At 72.1% G+C, this 18,174-nt stretch carries 17 protein-coding genes and 1 pseudogene; 6 read left to right on the forward strand and 12 right to left on the reverse strand.

Annotated features, from left to right (window positions below; translation table 11 throughout):
* Positions 1-93: 93 nt before the first annotated feature.
* Together CLV40_RS07820 and CLV40_RS07825 are read left to right on the forward strand one after the other, a co-directional pair.
* Complete coding sequence (locus CLV40_RS07820; RefSeq protein ID WP_146107962.1) at positions 94-366, forward strand: hypothetical protein; 273 nt, start codon at positions 94-96, stop codon at positions 364-366.
* A gap of 214 nt (positions 367-580) precedes the next feature.
* On the forward strand, positions 581-1,885 hold the full coding sequence (locus CLV40_RS07825) for an amidohydrolase (RefSeq protein WP_104478153.1): 1,305 nt from the start codon (positions 581-583) through the stop codon (positions 1,883-1,885).
* A gap of 178 nt (positions 1,886-2,063) precedes the next feature.
* Here the strand turns inward: CLV40_RS07825 and CLV40_RS07830 are convergent, their stop codons facing one another.
* Complete coding sequence (locus CLV40_RS07830) at positions 2,064-2,636, reverse strand: AMIN-like domain-containing (lipo)protein (RefSeq protein ID WP_104478154.1); 573 nt, start codon at positions 2,634-2,636, stop codon at positions 2,064-2,066.
* 146 nt (positions 2,637-2,782) lie between these two features.
* Positions 2,783-3,244, reverse strand: a complete 462-nt coding sequence (locus tag CLV40_RS07835; protein WP_104478155.1) for a gamma-glutamylcyclotransferase family protein — start codon at positions 3,242-3,244, stop codon at positions 2,783-2,785.
* A 139-nt stretch (positions 3,245-3,383) separates the two neighbouring features.
* Between CLV40_RS07835 and CLV40_RS07840 the strand changes: the two genes are divergently transcribed.
* The gene (locus CLV40_RS07840; RefSeq protein WP_104478156.1) at positions 3,384-4,787 is read left to right on the forward strand and encodes an NAD(P)H-quinone dehydrogenase; all 1,404 of its coding nucleotides are present in this window, start codon (positions 3,384-3,386) and stop codon (positions 4,785-4,787) included.
* A 676-nt stretch (positions 4,788-5,463) separates the two neighbouring features.
* Here the strand turns inward: CLV40_RS07840 and glpK are convergent.
* Positions 5,464-6,975, reverse strand: coding sequence for a glycerol kinase GlpK (gene glpK, locus CLV40_RS07845; protein ID WP_104478157.1), 1,512 nt, complete (start codon positions 6,973-6,975; stop codon positions 5,464-5,466).
* Positions 6,976-7,000: 25 nt separating this feature from the next.
* Positions 7,001-7,750 carry an MIP/aquaporin family protein gene (locus CLV40_RS07850; protein WP_104478158.1) on the reverse strand — a complete coding sequence of 250 codons (750 nt, stop codon included), beginning with the start codon at positions 7,748-7,750 and terminating at the stop codon, positions 7,001-7,003.
* Positions 7,751-7,902: 152 nt separating this feature from the next.
* Here CLV40_RS07850 and CLV40_RS07855 point away from each other — a divergent pair, with 152 nt between their 5' ends.
* Complete coding sequence (locus CLV40_RS07855; protein ID WP_104478159.1) at positions 7,903-9,642, forward strand: glycerol-3-phosphate dehydrogenase/oxidase; 1,740 nt, start codon at positions 7,903-7,905, stop codon at positions 9,640-9,642.
* Between the two features lie 3 nt (positions 9,643-9,645).
* On the opposite strand, the gene CLV40_RS07860 is transcribed toward CLV40_RS07855, so the two are convergent.
* Positions 9,646-10,782 (reverse strand): NsdA family TPR-like regulatory protein, encoded by a 1,137-nt coding sequence (locus tag CLV40_RS07860; RefSeq protein WP_483860556.1) that lies wholly within the window; start codon positions 10,780-10,782, stop codon positions 9,646-9,648.
* Between CLV40_RS07860 and CLV40_RS37090 the strand changes: the two genes are divergently transcribed.
* Positions 10,663-10,917 (forward strand): hypothetical protein, encoded by a 255-nt coding sequence (locus CLV40_RS37090; protein ID WP_146107963.1) that lies wholly within the window; start codon positions 10,663-10,665, stop codon positions 10,915-10,917. The two genes, CLV40_RS07860 and CLV40_RS37090, sit on opposite strands and share 120 nt — an antisense overlap.
* Positions 10,918-11,136: 219 nt before the next feature.
* On the opposite strand, the pseudogene CLV40_RS07865 reads toward CLV40_RS37090, so the two are convergent.
* The 7 genes and pseudogenes from CLV40_RS07865 to CLV40_RS07895 form a co-directional block, all read right to left on the reverse strand.
* Positions 11,137-11,865, reverse strand: a pseudogene (locus CLV40_RS07865) (ESX secretion-associated protein EspG).
* Between the two features lie 5 nt (positions 11,866-11,870).
* Positions 11,871-13,196 carry a PPE domain-containing protein gene (locus CLV40_RS07870; RefSeq protein WP_104478160.1) on the reverse strand — a complete coding sequence of 442 codons (1,326 nt, stop codon included), beginning with the start codon at positions 13,194-13,196 and terminating at the stop codon, positions 11,871-11,873.
* A gap of 28 nt (positions 13,197-13,224) precedes the next feature.
* Positions 13,225-13,596, reverse strand: coding sequence for a transcriptional regulator (locus CLV40_RS07875; RefSeq protein ID WP_104478161.1), 372 nt, complete (start codon positions 13,594-13,596; stop codon positions 13,225-13,227).
* 143 nt (positions 13,597-13,739) lie between these two features.
* Positions 13,740-14,276 carry a GNAT family N-acetyltransferase gene (locus tag CLV40_RS07880; protein WP_104478162.1) on the reverse strand — a complete coding sequence of 179 codons (537 nt, stop codon included), beginning with the start codon at positions 14,274-14,276 and terminating at the stop codon, positions 13,740-13,742.
* 59 nt (positions 14,277-14,335) lie between these two features.
* Positions 14,336-14,848: a DUF1707 SHOCT-like domain-containing protein gene (locus CLV40_RS07885; protein WP_104478163.1), complete on the reverse strand. Its 513-nt coding sequence runs from the start codon at positions 14,846-14,848 to the stop codon at positions 14,336-14,338.
* A gap of 121 nt (positions 14,849-14,969) precedes the next feature.
* A complete protein-coding gene (locus CLV40_RS07890; RefSeq protein WP_104478164.1) occupies positions 14,970-15,425 on the reverse strand; it encodes a DUF1707 SHOCT-like domain-containing protein in 456 nt (151 codons plus the stop codon).
* Positions 15,426-15,482: 57 nt separating this feature from the next.
* Positions 15,483-17,261, reverse strand: coding sequence for an acetyl/propionyl/methylcrotonyl-CoA carboxylase subunit alpha (locus CLV40_RS07895; RefSeq protein ID WP_104478165.1), 1,779 nt, complete (start codon positions 17,259-17,261; stop codon positions 15,483-15,485).
* A gap of 162 nt (positions 17,262-17,423) precedes the next feature.
* Here CLV40_RS07895 and CLV40_RS07900 point away from each other — a divergent pair, with 162 nt between their 5' ends.
* Entirely contained in the window at positions 17,424-18,122 is a 699-nt protein-coding gene (locus tag CLV40_RS07900; protein WP_146107964.1) for a hypothetical protein, read from the forward strand.
* Positions 18,123-18,174: the final 52 nt, after the last annotated feature.

Here is an 18,174-nt window from a genome sequence, read left to right on the forward strand (position 1 = left end):
CCGCGCGGGACGCGCGGTGTTCGCGGACGGTGACCGCGACCACTAATCTTGGTGACGACTCTCTCTCCCCGAGCCCGGAGGGCAGGCAGTTCCATGCGCATGGCCAGAGTGCTGCTCGCGGCGGTCGCCGCCGTCGTGCTCCTCGTCGGCGGGCCGCCCGCCGCCTTCGCCGCGTCACCCACGCAGGCGGGGGTGGTCGGTCTGGCGCAAGCCCCGACCGCGCCCGGTGTCGACCTCCAGCCCCCGCCCACCGAGGCCGAGCGGGACAAGGCCAAGAACAAGATCGTCGTCGGGGTGGTCGCGGTGGTGCTGCTCGGCATCGTCATCTACGGCAACCGGGTGCGGGCCAAGCGGCGCAAGGGCTGACGCGGTCGGCGGGTGATGCGGTTCACCTCCCCTGGACCACCCCTCATCTTGATCAAGGACCAGTGCGGGCGAACCCCCGTCGCCCGCTCACCGCAGCACCACGACCGCGGGCCGTAAGCCACTGCTTTCCGGGGTTGTTCGACCCTCGAAATGCGGCAGGATCGTGGCAAATGGAAATCGGAACCACGATAGTCGTCGCAACCAGGGGGGTCGCGTGACCGTGTTGGACTCGCGTCCCGACGTGCCGTCCGAGGGGGGACGGAAGGCGCGCTCGGGTGGGGGTGGGCCGGAGCCCACCGTGCTGATCACGCCGACTGGCGTCACGATGCCCCCTGTGCAGGATCTCGGAGCGGGTCGCGGGCCCGCGTGGCTCGACCAGTGGCTGACCGCCAACGCCTCGGACGTGGTGGCCTGGTTCCGCCACATCCACGCCAACCCGGAGCTGTCCCGGCAGGAGTTCGCGACCACCGAGCTGGTCGCGGGTCTGCTCAAGTCGTTCGGCCTGCAGCCGGAGCTGCTGCCCGGCGGCAGCGGGCTGGTCTGCGACGTCGGCACCGGCGAGCGCTGCGTCGCGCTGCGCGCGGACATGGACGCGCTGCCCATGACCGAGGCCACCGGCCTGCCGTACGCGGCCACGGCGCCCGGCGCCGCGCACGCCTGCGGCCACGACGCGCACACCACCATCCTGCTCGCCACCGGCATCGCGCTGGCCTCCGCGCCGTCGCTGCCCGGCCGCGTCCGGCTGATCTTCCAGCCCGCCGAGGAGGTCTTCCCCGGCGGCTCGCTCGACATCATCGACGCGGGCGGCCTGGACGGCGTGGAGCGGATCTTCGGCCTGCACTGCGACCCGCGCACCGAGGTCGGCAAGATCGGCACCCGGGTCGGCGCCATCACCTCGGCCACCGACCTGGTGCAGGTGCGGCTCACCTCCCCCGGCGGCCACACCTCCCGCCCGCACCTCACCGCCGACCTCGTGCACGCGCTGGGCACCGTCATCACCGGGCTGCCCGCGCTGCTGTCGCGGCGCATCGACCCGCGCTCGGGGACGGTGCTGGTCTGGGGCGCGGTGCACGCGGGCGACGCGCCGAACGCGGTGCCCCAGGACGGCCTGCTGCGCGGCACCCTGCGCACCGGCGACCACGACGTGTGGTCGGACCTGGAACCGCTGGTGTCCGGGCTGGTGCAGTCGCTGCTGGCGCCGACCGGGGTCGGCTACGAGCTGGAGTACCAGCGCGGCGTGCCGCCGGTGGTCAACGAGCGGGAGAGCACGCAGTACCTGCGCACCGCGATCGAGTCCGCGCTCGGCGAGTCCGGGCTGGTCGGCACCAAGCAGTCGGCGGGCGGCGAGGACTTCGCCTGGTACCTGGAGCACGTGCCCGGCTCGTTCATGCGGCTGGGCGTGTGGTCCGGCGAGGGCCAGCCCAAGGACCTGCACCAGCCCACGTTCCAGCTCGACGAGCGGGCGCTGCTGGTCGGGATCCGGGTGATGACCCACGCCGCGCTGGCGGCGCTGGGCTGAGAGCAACCGGGGGAGTCCCTGTGCGGAACAGGGGCTCCCCCGGGTTCGACTGTCGGACCGGGCCGTTCCGGGTTCGACTACCGGGTACGGGTTACCCGTGTTCGACTACCGGACACGGGTAACCCGTGTTCGACTACCGGACACGGGTTACCCGGGTTCGACTACCGGATCGGGTCGCCTACCAGGCGTGCGCCACGTCGATGACCAGGCGTGAGCCGCCGCCCGGGCCGTCGAGGACGAGGACGCGGAACGGCAGCCGGGCCCGCACGCCGAGGCCGACGGTGGTCTGGCCCTCGAACGAACCGGCCCACGCGACCTGGCGGAACGTCCGGTACCCGGTGGTGTTCACCAGTTCGGACCGGTTGGCCGGGGTGTAGGTGGGCTGCCCCGCGTCGTCGTAGGCGGGGGCGTAGGCGACGATCTGCAGCTTGGCGCCGCCGCGCAGCGGCACGACGTGGCCGGAGCCGTCCTCGGTGACCTCCGGGACGTAGCGCACGCTGTAGCCGTGCGCGGCCGGTGCGGCGATGTCCAGGACCAACCGGTCGTAGCAGTCCTGCTGGCCGGAGCGCACGTTGGTCAGCGTGCCGCGCTCCAGGGTGCCCGCCGACTTGTCCGTCGAGCCCCAGCTGATCCCGCAGTAGCCCTCGGTGGCCGAGGCCACGGACGGCACCGCGACCGCGAGCGCGGCGGCCGTGCCCACGGCCACCACCGCCGCGGCGATCCGCTTGGGCGTGAGTCTCAGTGTTCGCATCTTCCTCAATCTCCCCTCTGACCCCGACCGCCACTCACGGTCCACTGTGGAGCAGCGGTCGATGCAGGTGCGGCCGTGGTCGGGCCGCACCTCGGGAGACGTGCGTACGGGCGTGGAGTTGCCCGGCGCCGAGGTGGAGCGGACTTTCAGCTGGCGGTGGCCGGGCCGATGCCGTCGCACGGTCGGGTGCGCAGGCCGTCGACGTAGTCGGCCGGTGCGCCCGCGGCCTCCGCCGCGTCCGCGACCACGCCGAGGTAGCGGGCCGACGGCAGGCCGCCCTCGTAGGCGTCGAGCACGTAGAGCCAGGCCAGCACCGAGCCCTCCAGGGTCTGCACCCGCAGCCTGATCTTGGAGTGCAGGCCGAGCTCGGAGCCCTCCCACCGGTCGAGGTTGACCTCGTCGTCGGTGACGTCGTAGAGCACGACGAACACCTGCGAGCCCGGGTCCTCGACGATGGTGGCGAGCGCGCCCTCCCAGCCGAGGTCCTCGCCGCCGAAGGTGAGCCGCCAGCCGACGAGCCACCCCGTCCCGGCCATCGGCGAATGCGGGGCTCGCTGCATCATCTGGCCCGGATCCATGTTCGACCCGTAGGCGGCGTAGAGCGGCACGCGGCACAGCCTAGCGACACAGTGCGGTGTCAGCAGGCAGCCGCGCCAAGGGATCACCTTTTCGCGGCCACCCCGGTGCTCGTCAGTGCGTCCCGGTTACCGTGTTCGCGGTACACGCGCGGGTGAAACGGAGGACCAGGTGACCCGGATCGTGATCATGGGTGGCGGACCGGCGGGCTACGAGGCCGCCCTGGTCGCCGCACAGCACGGGGCCGAGGTGACGGTCGTCGAGCGCGACGGTCTCGGGGGCGCCTGCGTGCTCTACGACTGCGTCCCGTCCAAGACGTTCATCGCCTCCGCGGGTGCCCGGGTGGCCTTCCGCGACGCCGACGAGCTGGGCATCGGCACCAACGACGTGGACTCCACCGTGCACCTGCCGGTGGTCCGCGGCCGGGTCCGGGGGCTGGCGCTGGCCCAGTCCGCCGACATCCGCAACCGGGTGCAGCGCGAGGGCGTGCGGGTGGTCGGCGGCACCGCCCGGTTCTGCGACGACCGCACCGGCATGGCCGCGCACCGGATCGCCATCGAGACCAACACCGGGGAGACCGAGGTCGTCGAGGCCGACGTGGTGCTCATCGCCACCGGCGCCACCCCCCGGGTGATCCCCGGCGCGGAGCCCGACGGCGTGCGGGTGTTCGACTGGCGGCAGATCTACGACCTGTCCGAGCTGCCCGAGCACCTGGTGGTGGTCGGCTCCGGGGTCACCGGCGCGGAGTTCGCCTCGGCGTTCATCGAGATGGGCGTCAAGGTCACGGTCATCTCCAGCCGCGACCGGGTGCTGCCGCACGAGGACGCCGACGCGGCCGCGGTGCTGGAGGACGTGTTCTCCGAGCGCGGCACCACGCTGGTCAAGCACGCCCGCGCGGAGAAGATCGAGCGTGACGCCGACGGGGTCACCGTGCACCTGCGCGGTGGCGAGACCGTGCGCGCCAGCCACGCGCTGATGACCGTGGGCTCGGTCCCCAACACCACCGACATCGGCCTGGACAAGATCGGCATCGAGCCGGGCCCCGGCGGGTTCATCACCGTCGACCGGGTCTCGCGCACCAGCGTGTCCGGTGTCTACGCCGCGGGCGACTGCACCGGTGTGCTGATGCTCGCGTCCGTGGCCGCGATGCAGGGCCGGATCGCGATGTGGCACGCGCTGGGCGAGGGCGTGGCGCCGATCAAGCTGAAGACGGTGGCGGCGAACGTGTTCACCCACCCGGAGATCGCCACCGTGGGCATCAGCCAGCAGGCCATCGACGCGGGCGAGGTGCCCGCGCGCACCATCACCCTGCCGCTGGCCACCAACGCCCGGGCCAAGATGTCCGGCCTGCGCCGCGGGTTCGTGAAGCTGTTCTGCCGCCCCGCCACCGGGGTGGTCATCGGCGGCGTCATCGTCGCGCCGAGCGCCAGCGAGCTGGTCCTGCCGATCGCGCTCGCGGTGCAGAACCAGCTGACCGTGGACGACCTCGCGCTGACCTTCTCCGTGTACCCGTCGCTGTCGGGTTCGATCACCGAGGCGGGTCGCCAGCTGATGCGGCACGACGATCTGGACTGAACTCCGGCGGAATTCACCCGGTTCGGGGGTTTGAACGCTAGGTTCACCACATCGTGCAAATCTAGCGCCTGACTGCTCGCTTCTCGGTGACTGGATTTACACGAGAAAGAGTGAAACTCTGGCCCCGCTCTTTCGATAGACCTACTGAGCCGGTACCCCTGGGGGACCGAACCGTTACGGAGGCTGACCATGCCGCGTCGGACTGAGTGCCCGGAATGCCTGGGCTCAGGACTCGCCCCCAACCGCAAGGACTTCTGCCCGCGCTGCGGCGGGATCGGACAGATCCCGCGGCTGTGGGCCGGGGTGTTCGCGATCGCAGGAAAAGACAGAACGACCAACGCCTAGTACCCGGGCATTGCCGGTGCGCCGCACTGGGGCGGTGCACCGGACACCCGTGCACTCGGCGAACCAGGTTCGGTGATGTTCGTTCGCTTCCCGGTCGCTACCGCGCGGTGGCGGGCCGCCGCGGTGGGTGGCCGGGGGTGGACCGTGCCGGAATCGGATCGCGCTGAGCGGTCCAGCGGATCGCGCTGAGCGGCCCGCTGTTCGACGAAAGCTGGAAATACCCCAGGGGTAGGGGTGCTGGTCGCCCGGGCGGGGCGGCCGGTGCCCCCGCCGAAAAGGGGATTGGCACTACGCTATTCGGTTGATGCCGTTCTCCGGTCGCGCGCGGAATTCAGTCATTCCCCGCCCAGTCGAATGTGCGCGTGACGGCCTTCTTCCACTGGCGGAACAGGCGTTCGCGCTCCGCCTCCGGCATGGACGGTGCCCACTCCTCGTCCTTGGCCCAATTGGCGCGCAGGTCCGCTTCCCCCGCCCAGAAGCCGACGGCCAGCCCGGCGGCGTAGGCGGCGCCGAGCGCGGTGGTCTCCGCGACGACCGGCCGGATCACCGGCACGCCCAGGATGTCGGCCTGGAACCCCATCAGCAGGTCGTTGACCACCATGCCGCCATCCACCTTGAGCGAGGTCAGCGGCACGCCGGAGTCGGCGTTCATCGCCTCGATCACCTCGCGGGTCTGGTACGCGGTGGCCTCCAGCACCGCGCGGGCCAGGTGTCCCTTCGTGACGAACCGGGTCAGGCCGACGATCGCGCCGCGCGCGTCGGCGCGCCAGTAGGGGGCGAACAGGCCGGAGAACGCGGGGACGAAGTAGCAGCCGCCGTTGTCCTCGACCGACCGCGCGTGCTCCTCGATCTCCGCCGCCGTGCCGATCATGCCGAGGTTGTCCCGCACCCACTGCACCAGTGAGCCGGTGACCGCGATGGAACCCTCCAGCGCGTAGACCGGTGGGCGGTCGCCGAGCTGGTAGCAGACGGTGGTGAGCAGGCCGTTCTCGCTCGCGACGCGCTCGGTCCCGGTGTTGAGCAGCACGAAGTTGCCGGTGCCGTAGGTGTTCTTGGCCTCGCCGGGGTCCAGGCAGGCCTGGCCGAAGGTGGCGGCCTGCTGGTCGCCGAGGATGCCGGTGATCGGCACGCCGCCCAGCGCGCCGCGCTCGCGCACCCGGCCGAACTCGCCCGCGGACGGTCGGATGTCGGGCAGCATGGACAGCGGGATCCCCATCTCCGCCGCGATGTCCGCATCCCAGTCCAGTGTGGACAGATCCATGAGGAGGGTGCGGGAGGCGTTGGTCGGGTCGGTGAGGTGCGCGCCGCCGTCGACGCCGCCGGTCATGTTCCACAGCAGCCAGGTGTCCACGGTGCCGAACAGCAGGTCGCCCGCCTCGGCCCGGGCCCGGGCACCGTCCACGTTGTCCAGGATCCAGCGGACCTTCGGGCCGGAGAAGTAGGTGGCCAGCGGCAGTCCGGTGGTCGCGCGGTAGCGCTCCTGGCCGCCGCCGAGCGCGCCGAGGTCGGCGGCGATCCGGTCGGTGCGGGTGTCCTGCCAGACGATCGCGTTGTACACCGGTTCCCCGGTGGTCCGGTCCCACACGACGGCGGTCTCGCGCTGGTTGGTGATGCCGACCGCGACGACGTCCGACGGCGCGAGGTCGCCCTTGGCCAGCGCGCCCGCCACCACGGTCCGGGTGTTCGCCCAGATCTCCACCGGGTCGTGCTCGACCCAGCCCGCCCGCGGGAAGATCTGCTCGTGCTCGCGCTGGTCGATCGCGACGACGCGACCCTCGTGGCTGAAGACCACGCAGCGCGTGGAGGTGGTGCCCTGGTCGATCGCGGCCACGTAGTCGGTCATGGGGTCAGCCTCTCGTGAACTCTCGTCAAACAGGCAGGGTGCGGTAGAGGAGACCCGCGGCGGTCGCGCCGAGCAGGGGGCCGAGCACGGGGACCCAGGCGTAGGGCCAGTCCGGGTCGCCCTTGCCGCGGATCGGCAGCACCGCGTAGGCCAGGCGCGGGCCCAGGTCGCGGGCGGGGTTGATGGCGTAGCCCGTCGGGCCGCCGAGGGAGGCGCCGACGGCGATGACCACGAAGGCGACGGCCGCGTAGCCCAGCGCGGAGTTGCCGAACTGGGGCACGCCGCTGCTGTCGGCGGCTTTGGCGGCGGGGCTGGTGAGCACCCAGAACACCAGCACGAAGGTGCCGATGACCTCGGTGACCAGGTTCCACGGCAGCGCGCGGATGGCCGGGCCGGTGGCGAAGATCCCGAGTGTGGCCCGGGGTTCGTCGTGCGCGTCGAAGTGGGGTTTGTAGGCCAGCCAGCACAGCACCGCGCCGAGGAAGGCGCCGGTGAACTGGCCGAGCAGGTACGCCGGTACCGCCGACCAGGGCAGTTGCCCGGCGCACAGCAGGCCGGCGGTGACGGCCGGGTTGAGGTGCGCGCCGCTGGGGGCGGCGACGCTGGCGCCGGTGAACACGGCGAAGCCCCAGGCCAGGGTGATCAGCAGCCAATTGGTCCCGTGCCCGAGGGTGCCCCTGAGCGTGGTGTTCGCGACGACGCCCGCGCCGAGCAGGATCAGCGTGCCCGTGCCCAGCAGTTCCCAGAGGACGGTCTGCCAGAAGGGCAAAGGCATGCGGTGCTCCTCACGCCGGTGCGCACCTACCCTGAGTGACCTGGACGTTACCTTTCGCCCGTTCGACTGGCAACGGGTCGACTGCCCGCGCGGCCGCGGGCGGGTAGCGTGGTCGTGGTCGGTCCACCCGCTGCCGCACCGGGAGGCGAGCCATGGCCAGCCGCACACCACACTCCACATCGGACTCGCCGGGCGGTGTGCTCGGCCCGGCGGAGCGCGACCGGGCCTGGCGGCGGCTCGCCGCGGAGCCGTTCGACGTCGTGGTGATCGGCGGCGGGATCGTCGGCTGCGGTGTGGCGCTGGACGCGGCCACGCGCGGGCTGCGGGTCGCGCTGGTGGAGGCGCGGGACCTGGCGTCGGGCACGTCGAGCCGGTCCAGCAAGCTGTTCCACGGCGGGCTGCGCTACCTGGAGCAGCTGGAGTTCGGCCTGGTGCGCGAGGCGTTGCGGGAGCGGGAGCTGATGCTCACCCGGATCGCGCCGCACCTGGTGAAGCCGGTCAGCTTCCTGTACCCGTTGCGGCACCGGGGATGGGAGCGCCCGTACACCGCGGCGGGCCTGTTCCTGTACGACACCATGGGCGGCGCGCGGTCGGTGCCCGGGCAGAAGCACCTGACCCGCGCGGGCGCGCTGCGCATGGTCCCGGCGCTGCGCCGCGACGCGCTGATCGGTGGGATCCGCTACTACGACGCCCAAGCCGACGACGCCCGCCACACCATGACCGTCGCCCGCACGGCCGCGCACTACGGCGCCGTCGTGCGCGCGTCGACCCAGGTGGTGGGTTTCACGCGCGAGGCCGACCGGGTGTCGGGCGTGCGCGTGCGCGACGTGGAGACCGGCGCGGAAACCGTTGTGCGCGCGGACGTCGTGGTGAACTGCACGGGCGTGTGGACGGACGAGCTGCAGCGCGCGTCGGGCAGCCGGGGGCGGTTCCGGGTGCGGGCCAGCAAGGGCGTGCACATCGTGGTCGCCCGCGACCGGATCGTGGCGGAGTCGGGGCTGATCCTGCGCACGGCGAAGTCGGTCCTGTTCGTCATCCCGTGGCGCAACCACTGGATCGTCGGGACCACGGACACCGACTGGAACCTCGACCTGGCCCACCCGGCGGCCACCCGGCAGGACATCGACTACATCCTGGCGCAGGTCAACTCGGTCCTGGCCACACCGCTGACGCACGACGACATCGAGGGCGTGTACGCGGGGCTGCGGCCCCTGCTGGCCGGTGAGAGCGAGGAAACGTCGAAGCTGTCGCGCGAGCACGCCGTGGCCCGCGTCGCGCCCGGCCTGGTCGCGATCGCGGGCGGGAAGTACACGACGTACCGGGTGATGGCCGCCGACGCGGTGGACGCCGCCGCCGTCGACCTACCGGGGCGGCTGCGCCCGTCGATCACCGACCAGGTCCCGCTGCTGGGCGCGGACGGCTACCACGCGCTGGTCAACCAGGCGGACCTGCTGGCGGCGCGGTACGGGCTGCACCCCTACCGGGTGCGGCACCTGCTGGACCGGTATGGATCCCTGGTGCACGCGGTGCTCGAACTGGCCACCCCGGAACTGCTGAAACCCGTCGACGCGGCCCCGGACTACCTCCTCGTCGAGATCGCCTACGCGGCGGCGGCGGAGGGGGCGCTGCACGTGGAGGACGTGTTGACCCGGCGGACGCGGATCTCGATGGAGTACGCGCACCGGGGCGTGGACTGCGCCAGACAGGTCGCGGAGGTCATGGCGGGAGTACTGGGGTGGGACGAGGACCGCGTCGAGTTCGAGATCGCGAACTACGTCGCCCGAGTCGCCGCCGAACGCGACTCCCAGATAAAACCCGACGACGCGGCGGCGGACGCGGTTCGGGCTGGGGCACCGGACGTGCGGGAGTTCCTGGTATCGCCGGTCTCGTAGCGGCTACTCGGGCCGCTTGAGGTCTTCGAGGAACACGCGGAAGTCCGCACCCGTCCCACGGGCACGCAGCTCGTCGTCCAACTCGCCCGCCACCATGAGCAACGACGGCCTGCTGCGCCTCCCGCCCCGCAACGCCGCCGCACCCAATCGGGACGCCTCGTCCGAGTCGCCTTTCCGGGCCGCGACGACGGCGAGGGTGAGTTCGGCCTCCGCCTTGCGCATCGGTGCCACGACCACCCCTTCGGGATTGACGCTGCGCCGGATCACCTCCTCCGCATTGCGCTCGGCGAGGTCGTCCTGCCCGGCGATGCGGTAGGTGTCCATGGCGTAGAAGTCCCACTTGTCGGGGTCGACCACGAAGTGGTTGTCCGGTCGTGCCGGGTAGGCCAACTTGTCCAACAGCTCTCGGCCCCGTTCCAGGGCGCTGTGGGCCGCTTCGGTTCTGCCCATCCGGGCATGGGCTTTCGCCTGCTGGCCGTAGAGCTGCACGGCGACCGAGCGGGATGGCGCGGCGGTGATCCCGGCTGCCGCGGCCGGGATGGCAGCGCGGAGGTTCCCGGAGGTGAGGTGGAACCAGGCGAGCATTTCGTGCGCCCACCCGATGATGTCGGGATTCCCGCACTCGACCCCGAGCCCCAGCGCCATCCGCCGGGTGGCCTCGGCGGAGGCCGCGTCGCCCAGGTCGTAGTCGAGGCACCCGACCAGCAGCGCGAGTGTCCCCGCCTGGCCGAGGAGGTCGCGGTGCTGAGCCAGGGTCAGGCGGTTCTCCAGCAGCTCGGTGATCCGGGCCAACCACTGCTTTCCCGTGAGCGCCAACTCCCGGGCGTCGGCGTGGGCGTAGTCGCAGCAGAGCTGTTCGACGGTGATGTCCAGCGCCTCCACCGTCGCCCGGTCGACCGCTGAGGCCCGAAGGCGCTGGAGCAGTTCGACGGTGTCCATGCCCGTGGCCGCGATCAGCGGGTTCTGCCGGGTTGCCTGCGTGTCCAACCGGCGTTGTCCCGGGAAGTCGAACCACAGGAGGTGCTGGGGGAGGTGGAGGGTCCTCGCCCAGTTCCGGAGGACTTCGAGGTCGTGCTGCGGCGTTCGGCCGGTCTCGAGATTGCTGATCTGGGTTTGCGTGAGCCCGAGCCATCTCCCCAGCACGCTCTGGTTCAGGGGTTTGCCGAACAGGTGCAGGTTCCGGGGGTGGGTTCGGTATGCCTTGAATACCTGGCCGATGTTCTGGCTTTCGAAGGCGGCCCGGAATTCGGGAGTTTCGAAGAAATCGTGGCGTAGTTGAACGGGTGGTGTGCGGAGTTGCTCGCTGTCGATCCGGGTGGTGTTCATCGAAACCCCTTGCCCGTCGCGGTTCCGGCGCGAATTCGGTCGAACACCAGGCTACACGGGGTGTCGAGCCCGCACTTCGCGGTTGGATCCGGGCTGGCGGGCGCGGTTCGACCTGGCGATATGTCGGCCTGGGAATATCTTATTCAGATCGCGGTATGGCGTTCTTGCTCAGGTCGCCGGGAGGAGAGTTGACACGTGGTGCAACAGGCGACGGGAGTTGGTGGGGGAGATGGTGGTCCAGCCGTCGACTCGGGTTTGGAGGTAGCGGCCGTCTTCGGTGTCGAAGTAGCTGATCACGCGGTCGGTTCTGGTGCGTTTGCCCCACCGGTCGCGGGTCGCGGCGGCGAAGGTGCCGTGGGCGTGTGGGGGTTTGAGCATCTCGGTGAGGGCCTTGGCGTCCTAGTGGCGGATGCCCCTGGTGCGCAGGCCCTCGGCGAAGGTGGGGGCGGTGGTGGCGGCTTCGAAGTCCGCGGTGGGCAGGGTGACGGACTGGCCGGGGCCCGGGTCGCGTTGGGGCAGCACGGAAAGGGCGTGTCGGGCCAGGCCGGAGGCGTCGGCGGGGTGGAAGGTGAGCCAGTGCTCGGTCTTCACCACCAGCACCGCGTCATCCCCCGTGGCCGCCGCGAGCACCCGCAACGGACCGTCTGTCCACAGGCGACCGTCGAGTTCCCGGTCCGGCCCGCGCAGCAGGTCGAGCAGGCGCGACAAGGTCGGGTCCAGCGAGTACGGGCCGCCCAGCCCGCGCGTCGTCAGACCCGACCACGCCTGTCGCGCCAGGTGCGCGCGCTCGCCCTCCGTGCGCCCCGGTGACGGGACCCGCAGGACGAGGGGCACCGGCTCGATGCCCAGGTGCGCCACCAAGACGTCGAACTCCAGGGCCGTGACCGCCAGCCCCACCCGCGTCAGCCGCCGATCACACCCGGCGGCAGCGCCACGTCCTCGCCGTCCACGCTGACCGACTCGGTGACCGGCGAATCCTCGCCCCGGCTGAGGTCCCGGCGCCTGCCGCCCAGCTGGCGGGCCGACGAACTGCTGGTCGCGTTGTTCGACGACGACTCGACGGTGTCGCCGAACCACTGGCTCGACCCCAGCGCCTCCGCCCCGAAGCGGCGCATCGCCATCTTGTCCGCCACCCGGTCGCCACCCGCCAGCGGCGCACCCGCACCCGCGGCGCCCATCGGCGCACCGGCCGCGGCGGCCGGGTTCGCGGTCAGGCCGGACGACGCGGCACCCGCGCCGGACGACGTCGACGGGTCGGCGCCGATCACCGAACCACCGGTCAGCGGCCGCGTCGAGCGCCCGCTGGAGCGGTCGGACCCCGAACCGACACCGCCGACACCGCCGAGGCCGATCACCGGGCCCTCGGCCGTGATCACCGGGGACGCGCCGGAGAGCAGGCCCGGCTGGATCGGGCGGCGGAACGCCTCCGGGGCCTCCACGACCGACGCGCCGGAGACGTCGATGCGCTGCCCGCCGCGCGGCACGATGCCGTCACCCGACGGGCCGACGCCGATGCCGCCGCTTGGACCGCCCGCGCCGCCGTGGAAGTGGCGCGGCTGCTGGTCGACACCGCTCGGCTGGGTCGGGACCTGGGTCGGCAGGTGACCGGTGAACGACGTGTGCGTACCCGACGACTGCACGCCGTCGCCCTGGTCGCGCCGGATGTCGCCCTGCCCCACCAGGCCGGCGGGCTCCTCGAAGCCGGTCAGCAGGCCCAGGTTCTGCCCGGTGGCGACCTCGTACGCGGCCATCACCTCGAACGCCTTCTGCGCACCCGCCGCCTGCGCGGCCTCCACCGGCTCGACGTCCCCGCCGACCAGCGCGACCTGCGTCGCGGGCGGTACGGCCGGGTCCGGTCGCACCGCGGGCACGTCCTCGGGGGCGGGCATGTCGGCCCGCGCCCGCGCCACGTACTCGGCCTGGTTCTCCACGGCCACGCGCATCTCGCCCGCCTCGACGGCCGCCGCGCGCGCCCAGCCCGCCAGCGGGGCCAGCCGCTCCCGCGCCGCGCCCGCCGCCCGGCCCGCCCACACCGCGGACGAACCGTCCAGCGTCGCCGCCAGGTCCTGGCCGATCTCGCTGAGCGTCGCGGAGAGCTGCGCCCAGCGCCGGGACGGCTCGGCCGACGCCTGCGCGCCGGGGCCGTCGTGCAGCATCAGGTACAGCTCCTTGTGGGTGAAGCCGCGCCAGCGCTTGGTCTCCGGCTGCTGCCCGTTCTGCTCGGTCATCGCTCGTCCCCTCGCCCCTGCGCGGGCCTCAGCCCGCCGTGCCCTTCTGCGTGACGGTCGCCCGGTTGTCCTCTTCGAGCAGGCGGTACTGCTCGGCGACGCGGTCCAGCGTGTGCACCGCGGTGTCGAGCCGGGCGCGGTAGGCGCGCAGCGCGTCGAGCGCGGCCCGCTCGTGGTGCACCGTGCGCGCGTTGAAGACCCGGGTGGCGTCCTCGCTCACCGGGTCCCTGGCCCACCGTTCGACGGCGAGGCCCGTCTCGCCCAGTTCGAGCTGCCCGTCGACCTTGGCCAGTGCGTCGGCGAACGCCGCGCGCAGCGCGGGCACCGCCTCCGGTGCCAGGTCGAGCAGGTCGTGCCCGCGGCCACCCCCGTGCCCGTGCCCGTTGGTTCCCGGTGCCACCGGATGTCACCACCCTTTCCCGCTGGGTCCCCTGTCACTGCCCGTGTCGAGCCAACTCTAACGAGTCGCCACGATCGGTTTCGACTATTCCTACCTAGTTCGTAGACGCGGGTGATTTCGGCTTGGTTTCGCCGGTCTGACGTCTACTCAACGTCCACCCGTTCGGCCGGGTTACGCAGTCCGAGCACGATGTGCTCCGACTGTTCGTCACTCAGCGGTGTGAAGCCCAACTTCTCCGCGATCCGCGCCGACGCCGCGTTGCCGCGCGCGTGCGTGTAGACGACTTCCCGCAGGCCGAGCGCGCCGAAGCCGAAGCGCAGCACGGCGGCCAGCGCGTCGGTGGTCATACCCCGGCCGCGCGCGTCCGGGTGCGCCCAGCAGCCCACCTCGCCGGTGCCCGCGGCCAGGTCGAGGTCCTTGATCAGCACCTCGCCGAGCAGCAGGCCGGTGGTCGGCTCGGCGACCGCCCAGGAGAAGCGGGTCTCGTCGGCCCAGTCCTTGGCGCGGCGGGCGATGTACTCGCCCGCGGTGGCCAGGTCGTGGACCTTGACGTGCGCGAGCCACTGCCTGCTGACCGGGTCGGTGAAGCCCTCGAGGAGCCGGGGGCGGTCGTCCAATCGCGGGTCGTCGCGCAGCGCGCGCAGGTAGTACCCGCCCGCGTTGATCTCCACCGGTTCCACACCGGCACGCTACCCCGCGGCACCGACGGTCGGACTACGGCGACCGAACGGAGCAGAGGTCAGCGCCAGCCGCGCCCGTAGTGGCCCCGGTAGTGCCGCATGTCCCGGCGCCCGCGCCGGTTGCCGCGCTGGTCCTGGCGCCAGTCGTCGCCGAAGAGGGCCCCGCCGATCGCGGTCATCGCGACGGGCAGCAGCAGGATCGGCCAGAAGTGCACGAAGGAGATGAACAGCAGCACCCCGGTGATCGCCGACAGCGGGATCAAGGCGGCGAAGACCCGCTGGCCCACCGGCCGCGACTGCCAGTCGTTCAGGGCCCGCGGCGGCACCGGGACCGGCGAGTGCGCCGGGGTGGGTGGTGGCTGGGGCGCGCCGAAGGCGGGCTTGGGGTCGGGCAGGTCGGTGAACAGCGCCACCAGCTCACCACGGGTCTTGGCCGTGGTGATCCGCGCGCTGCGCTCGCCGTACTCGTCCACGTCGAGCCGTCCCGCGCTCATGTGCTCGCCGAGCGCGCGGATGGCGTCTTCCCGCTCGGCGTCACCGACGCGCAGTTCGGACCGCTCGATCTCGCTCACGTACTCGATGCTACGGAATGCGGACCGCCGACGCGCTGAGGTTGTTCTCAGGAGATCCCGTGATCAAGGCCGGTTTTCGCCGGATCCACCGGACATAGCGGGCAGATGCGGCGAATCGCGCTCAGGCGGGTTTCTTGACCGCCTCGGCGATGGCGCCCGCGGTGATCGCGCCGACCACCACGCCCACGATCGTCCACCACATGCCCAGGTAGATGGTGAGCAGGATCGCCCCGGGTAACCCGAGCACGAACAGCAGCCCCGCGAGGGTGTCCAGGGCCTCGCTGGCCGGGGTGGCCACGAGTCCCTTGCTGTTGGCGGGCCTGCTGGGCAGCATGCTCTTGAGCGCGGCGCTCGGGTTGGGCCGGGCGGCCCCGCTCAGGTCCGGGTGCGGCGCGGGCAGGTCGCTGAACAGCGACTCGATCTCCGCCCGGGTCCGCGCCGCCGCGGCCCGCACGGTCCGGAACTCGTACTCCTCGACTTCCAGCCGCCCGGTGGACATGTGCGCACCGAGCATGGTGACGGCTTCATCCCGCTCCGCGGCGCTGATCCGGATGCCGTCGTGCTCGCCCTGGGCCATGCCCGGATTCTAAATCGGACCCCGGAAGGCCCGGACGCGACCACGATTCACGTCCGGTCAGTCCTTGATCTCGCAGATGACGGCCCCGGTGGTGACGGTCCCGCCCTGGCCGACGGTGAGCCCGGTGACCGTGCCCGCCTTGTGCGCGGTGACGGGGTTCTCCATCTTCATGGCTTCCAGCACCACGATCAGCTCGCCCGCCGCGACGGCCTGGCCGTCCTCGACCGCGATCTTGACGATGGTGCCCTGCATCGGCGCGGTCACCGCGTCGCCGGAGACCGCCGCCGCCGACTCGCCGCCCGCCCGCTTGCGGGGCCGGGCCTTGGTCGCCGTGCCGCCGCCGGTGCCGCCCAGCGCGAACCCGCCCGGCAGCGACACCTCCAGCCTGCGCCCGCCGACCTCGACCACGACGGTCTGCCGCGGCTCGGTCTCCGCGGCCTCCGCGCCGCCGGTGAACGGCTCGATGGTGTTGTCGAACTCGGTCTCGATCCACCGCGTGTGCACGGAGAACCCGTTGTCGTCACCGATGAACGCCGGGTCGCGCACGATCGCCCGGTGGAACGGCACGACCGTGGCCATGCCCTCCACGACCAACTCGTCCAGCGCGCGCCGCGCGCGGGCCAGCGCCTGCGCGCGGTCCTCGCCGGTGACGATCAGCTTGGCCAGCATCGAGTCGAACTGGCCGCCGATGACCGTGCCGGACTCCACACCGGAGTCCACCCGCACGCCCGGCCCCTCCGGCGCCCGCCAGAGCGTGACCGTGCCGGGGGCGGGCAGGAAGCCGCGACCGGCGTCCTCACCGTTGATCCGGAACTCGATGGAGTGGCCGCGCGGGATCGGGTCCTCGGTGAACCGCAGCGGCTCGCCCGCCGCGATCCGGAACTGCTCGCGCACCAGGTCCACGCCCGCGGTCTCCTCCGACACCGGGTGCTCGACCTGGAGCCGGGTGTTCACCTCGAGGAAGGAGATGGTGCCGTCGGTGCCGACGAGGTACTCGACGGTGCCCGCGCCGGAGTAGCCCGCTTCCTTGCAGATGGCCTTGGCGGAGCTGTGGATCTCGGCGCGCTGGGCGTCGGTGAGGAACGGCGCGGGCGCCTCCTCGACCAGCTTCTGGTGGCGGCGCTGCAACGAGCAGTCGCGGGTGCCGACCACCACGACGGTGCCGTGCTTGTCGGCGAGCACCTGCGCCTCGACGTGCCGCGGCTGGTCCAGGTAGCGCTCGACGAAGCACTCGCCGCGGCCGAAGGCGGCGACCGCCTCGCGCACCGCGGAGTCGAACAGCTCGGGGATCTCCTCGACCGTGCGAGCCACCTTGAGGCCGCGCCCGCCGCCGCCGAACGCGGCCTTGATCGCGACCGGCAGCCCGTGCTCGCTCGCGAAAGCGATGATCTCGTCGGCACCGGCGACCGGTTCCTTGGTGCCGGGCACCAGCGGCGCGCCCGCGCGCAGCGCGATGTGCCGGGCGGTGACCTTGTCGCCGAGGTCGCGGATGGCCCGCGGGTCGGGGCCGATCCACACCAGGCCCGCGTCGATCACCGCCTGGGCGAACTCGGCGTTCTCGGAGAGGAAGCCGTAGCCGGGGTGCACCGCGTCGGCGCCGCTGCGCTTGGCCGCGTCGAGGAGCTTGTCCACCGACAGGTAGCTCTCGCCGGGGGTGCTGCCGCCGAGCGCGAACGCCTCGTCGGCGAGCCGGGTGAACGGGAGGTCGCGGTCGGGGTCGGCGTACACCGCGACGCTGGCCAGCCCCGCGTCCCGGCAGGCGCGGATGACCCGTACGGCGATCTCGCCCCGGTTCGCGATGAGGACCTTGGTCAGGACCTTGGCCGAGTCGGACACGCCGGTGCCTCCTCTTGCTGGTGTTAGTCGCCGTTCACCGGCTGGTGGGCAGTTTACGTATCCGGTCCGCGCGATGACGGAGACCAAGCCCACACCCGACGCTACCCTTCTAGCGGTCACCGGGCGGTGTGGCGGAGGTGCGGTCCCGTGGAGGTGTTCGCTGTGCGCGGTCGGAGAGCCCCGACCGCGGTGGTGCTCGCCATGGTCATCTGCGGCCTGGTCGTCGCCGCCGCGTTGACCGGTGCCGCGGTGCTGCGGGTCCGCACGAACCCCGCGGCCGCCGCGCCGCTCACCACGAGCTCCGCCTCGACCAACCCGCGCGCGGGCGAGTGCAAGCGCGAACCGTGCAAGCGGCTCGGCCAGGTGCCGGTCGCGGGGACCGACGTGCAGCTGATCGGCGACTCGGGCGCGGCCTCGGGGCGGCTGCTCATCGGCAGCCCGGGCAGCCCGCAGATCATCGAGATCACCGTGACCGACCTGGGGGTCAAGCTCACCGAGAGCTCGTTGCAGTGCGCGGCGGGCGCGGTGGCGGCGTGCATCGTCCGCGGTGTGGGGGACAAGGGGACGACGGGTCAGGTCATCGCGGGCCGCTCGGACAAGTGGAGCCCGCTGGGCCGCGCGTTCTTCTCGGCGGCGAACTACCTGAGCCTGGCCAACGTGGTCGGCGACTCCTCGCCCGAGGTCATCACCGTGCAGCGCGACTGCCGGACCGGTGAGGACTGCCAGCGGCAGGTCTACGTGCAGGTGTTCGGCCTGGGCGGCGAGGAACTCGGCTGCACCAAGACCTACAGCCGGATGGACCAGCTCCCGGGCTACCCGGAGATCGTCCCGACCGAGATCCAGCTGCGCGGCTGCCCCTGAGTGACGCGAACCGCCCCGGAGCCTGCTGCTCCGGGGCGGTTCGCGCGGTTGA

It is taken from the genome of Actinokineospora auranticolor, from assembly GCF_002934265.1.
In the GTDB taxonomy this organism is placed as follows: Bacteria; Actinomycetota; Actinomycetes; order Mycobacteriales; family Pseudonocardiaceae; genus Actinokineospora; species Actinokineospora auranticolor.

Excerpts from the sequence above, each read along its gene's own strand:
- CLV40_RS07820 (WP_146107962.1), top strand. The coding sequence starts at position 94 with ATGCGCATGGCCAGAGTGCTGCTCGCGGCGGTCGCCGCCGTCGTGCTC.
- CLV40_RS07830 (WP_104478154.1), bottom strand. The coding sequence starts at position 2,636 with ATGCGAACACTGAGACTCACGCCCAAGCGGATCGCCGCGGCGGTGGTG.
- glpK (WP_104478157.1), bottom strand. The coding sequence starts at position 6,975 with ATGACCGACTACGTGGCCGCGATCGACCAGGGCACCACCTCCACGCGC.
- CLV40_RS07850 (WP_104478158.1), bottom strand. The coding sequence starts at position 7,750 with ATGCCTTTGCCCTTCTGGCAGACCGTCCTCTGGGAACTGCTGGGCACG.
- CLV40_RS07855 (WP_104478159.1), top strand. The coding sequence starts at position 7,903 with ATGGCCAGCCGCACACCACACTCCACATCGGACTCGCCGGGCGGTGTG.
- CLV40_RS07870 (WP_104478160.1), bottom strand. The coding sequence starts at position 13,196 with ATGACCGAGCAGAACGGGCAGCAGCCGGAGACCAAGCGCTGGCGCGGC.
- CLV40_RS07890 (WP_104478164.1), bottom strand. The coding sequence starts at position 15,425 with ATGGCCCAGGGCGAGCACGACGGCATCCGGATCAGCGCCGCGGAGCGG.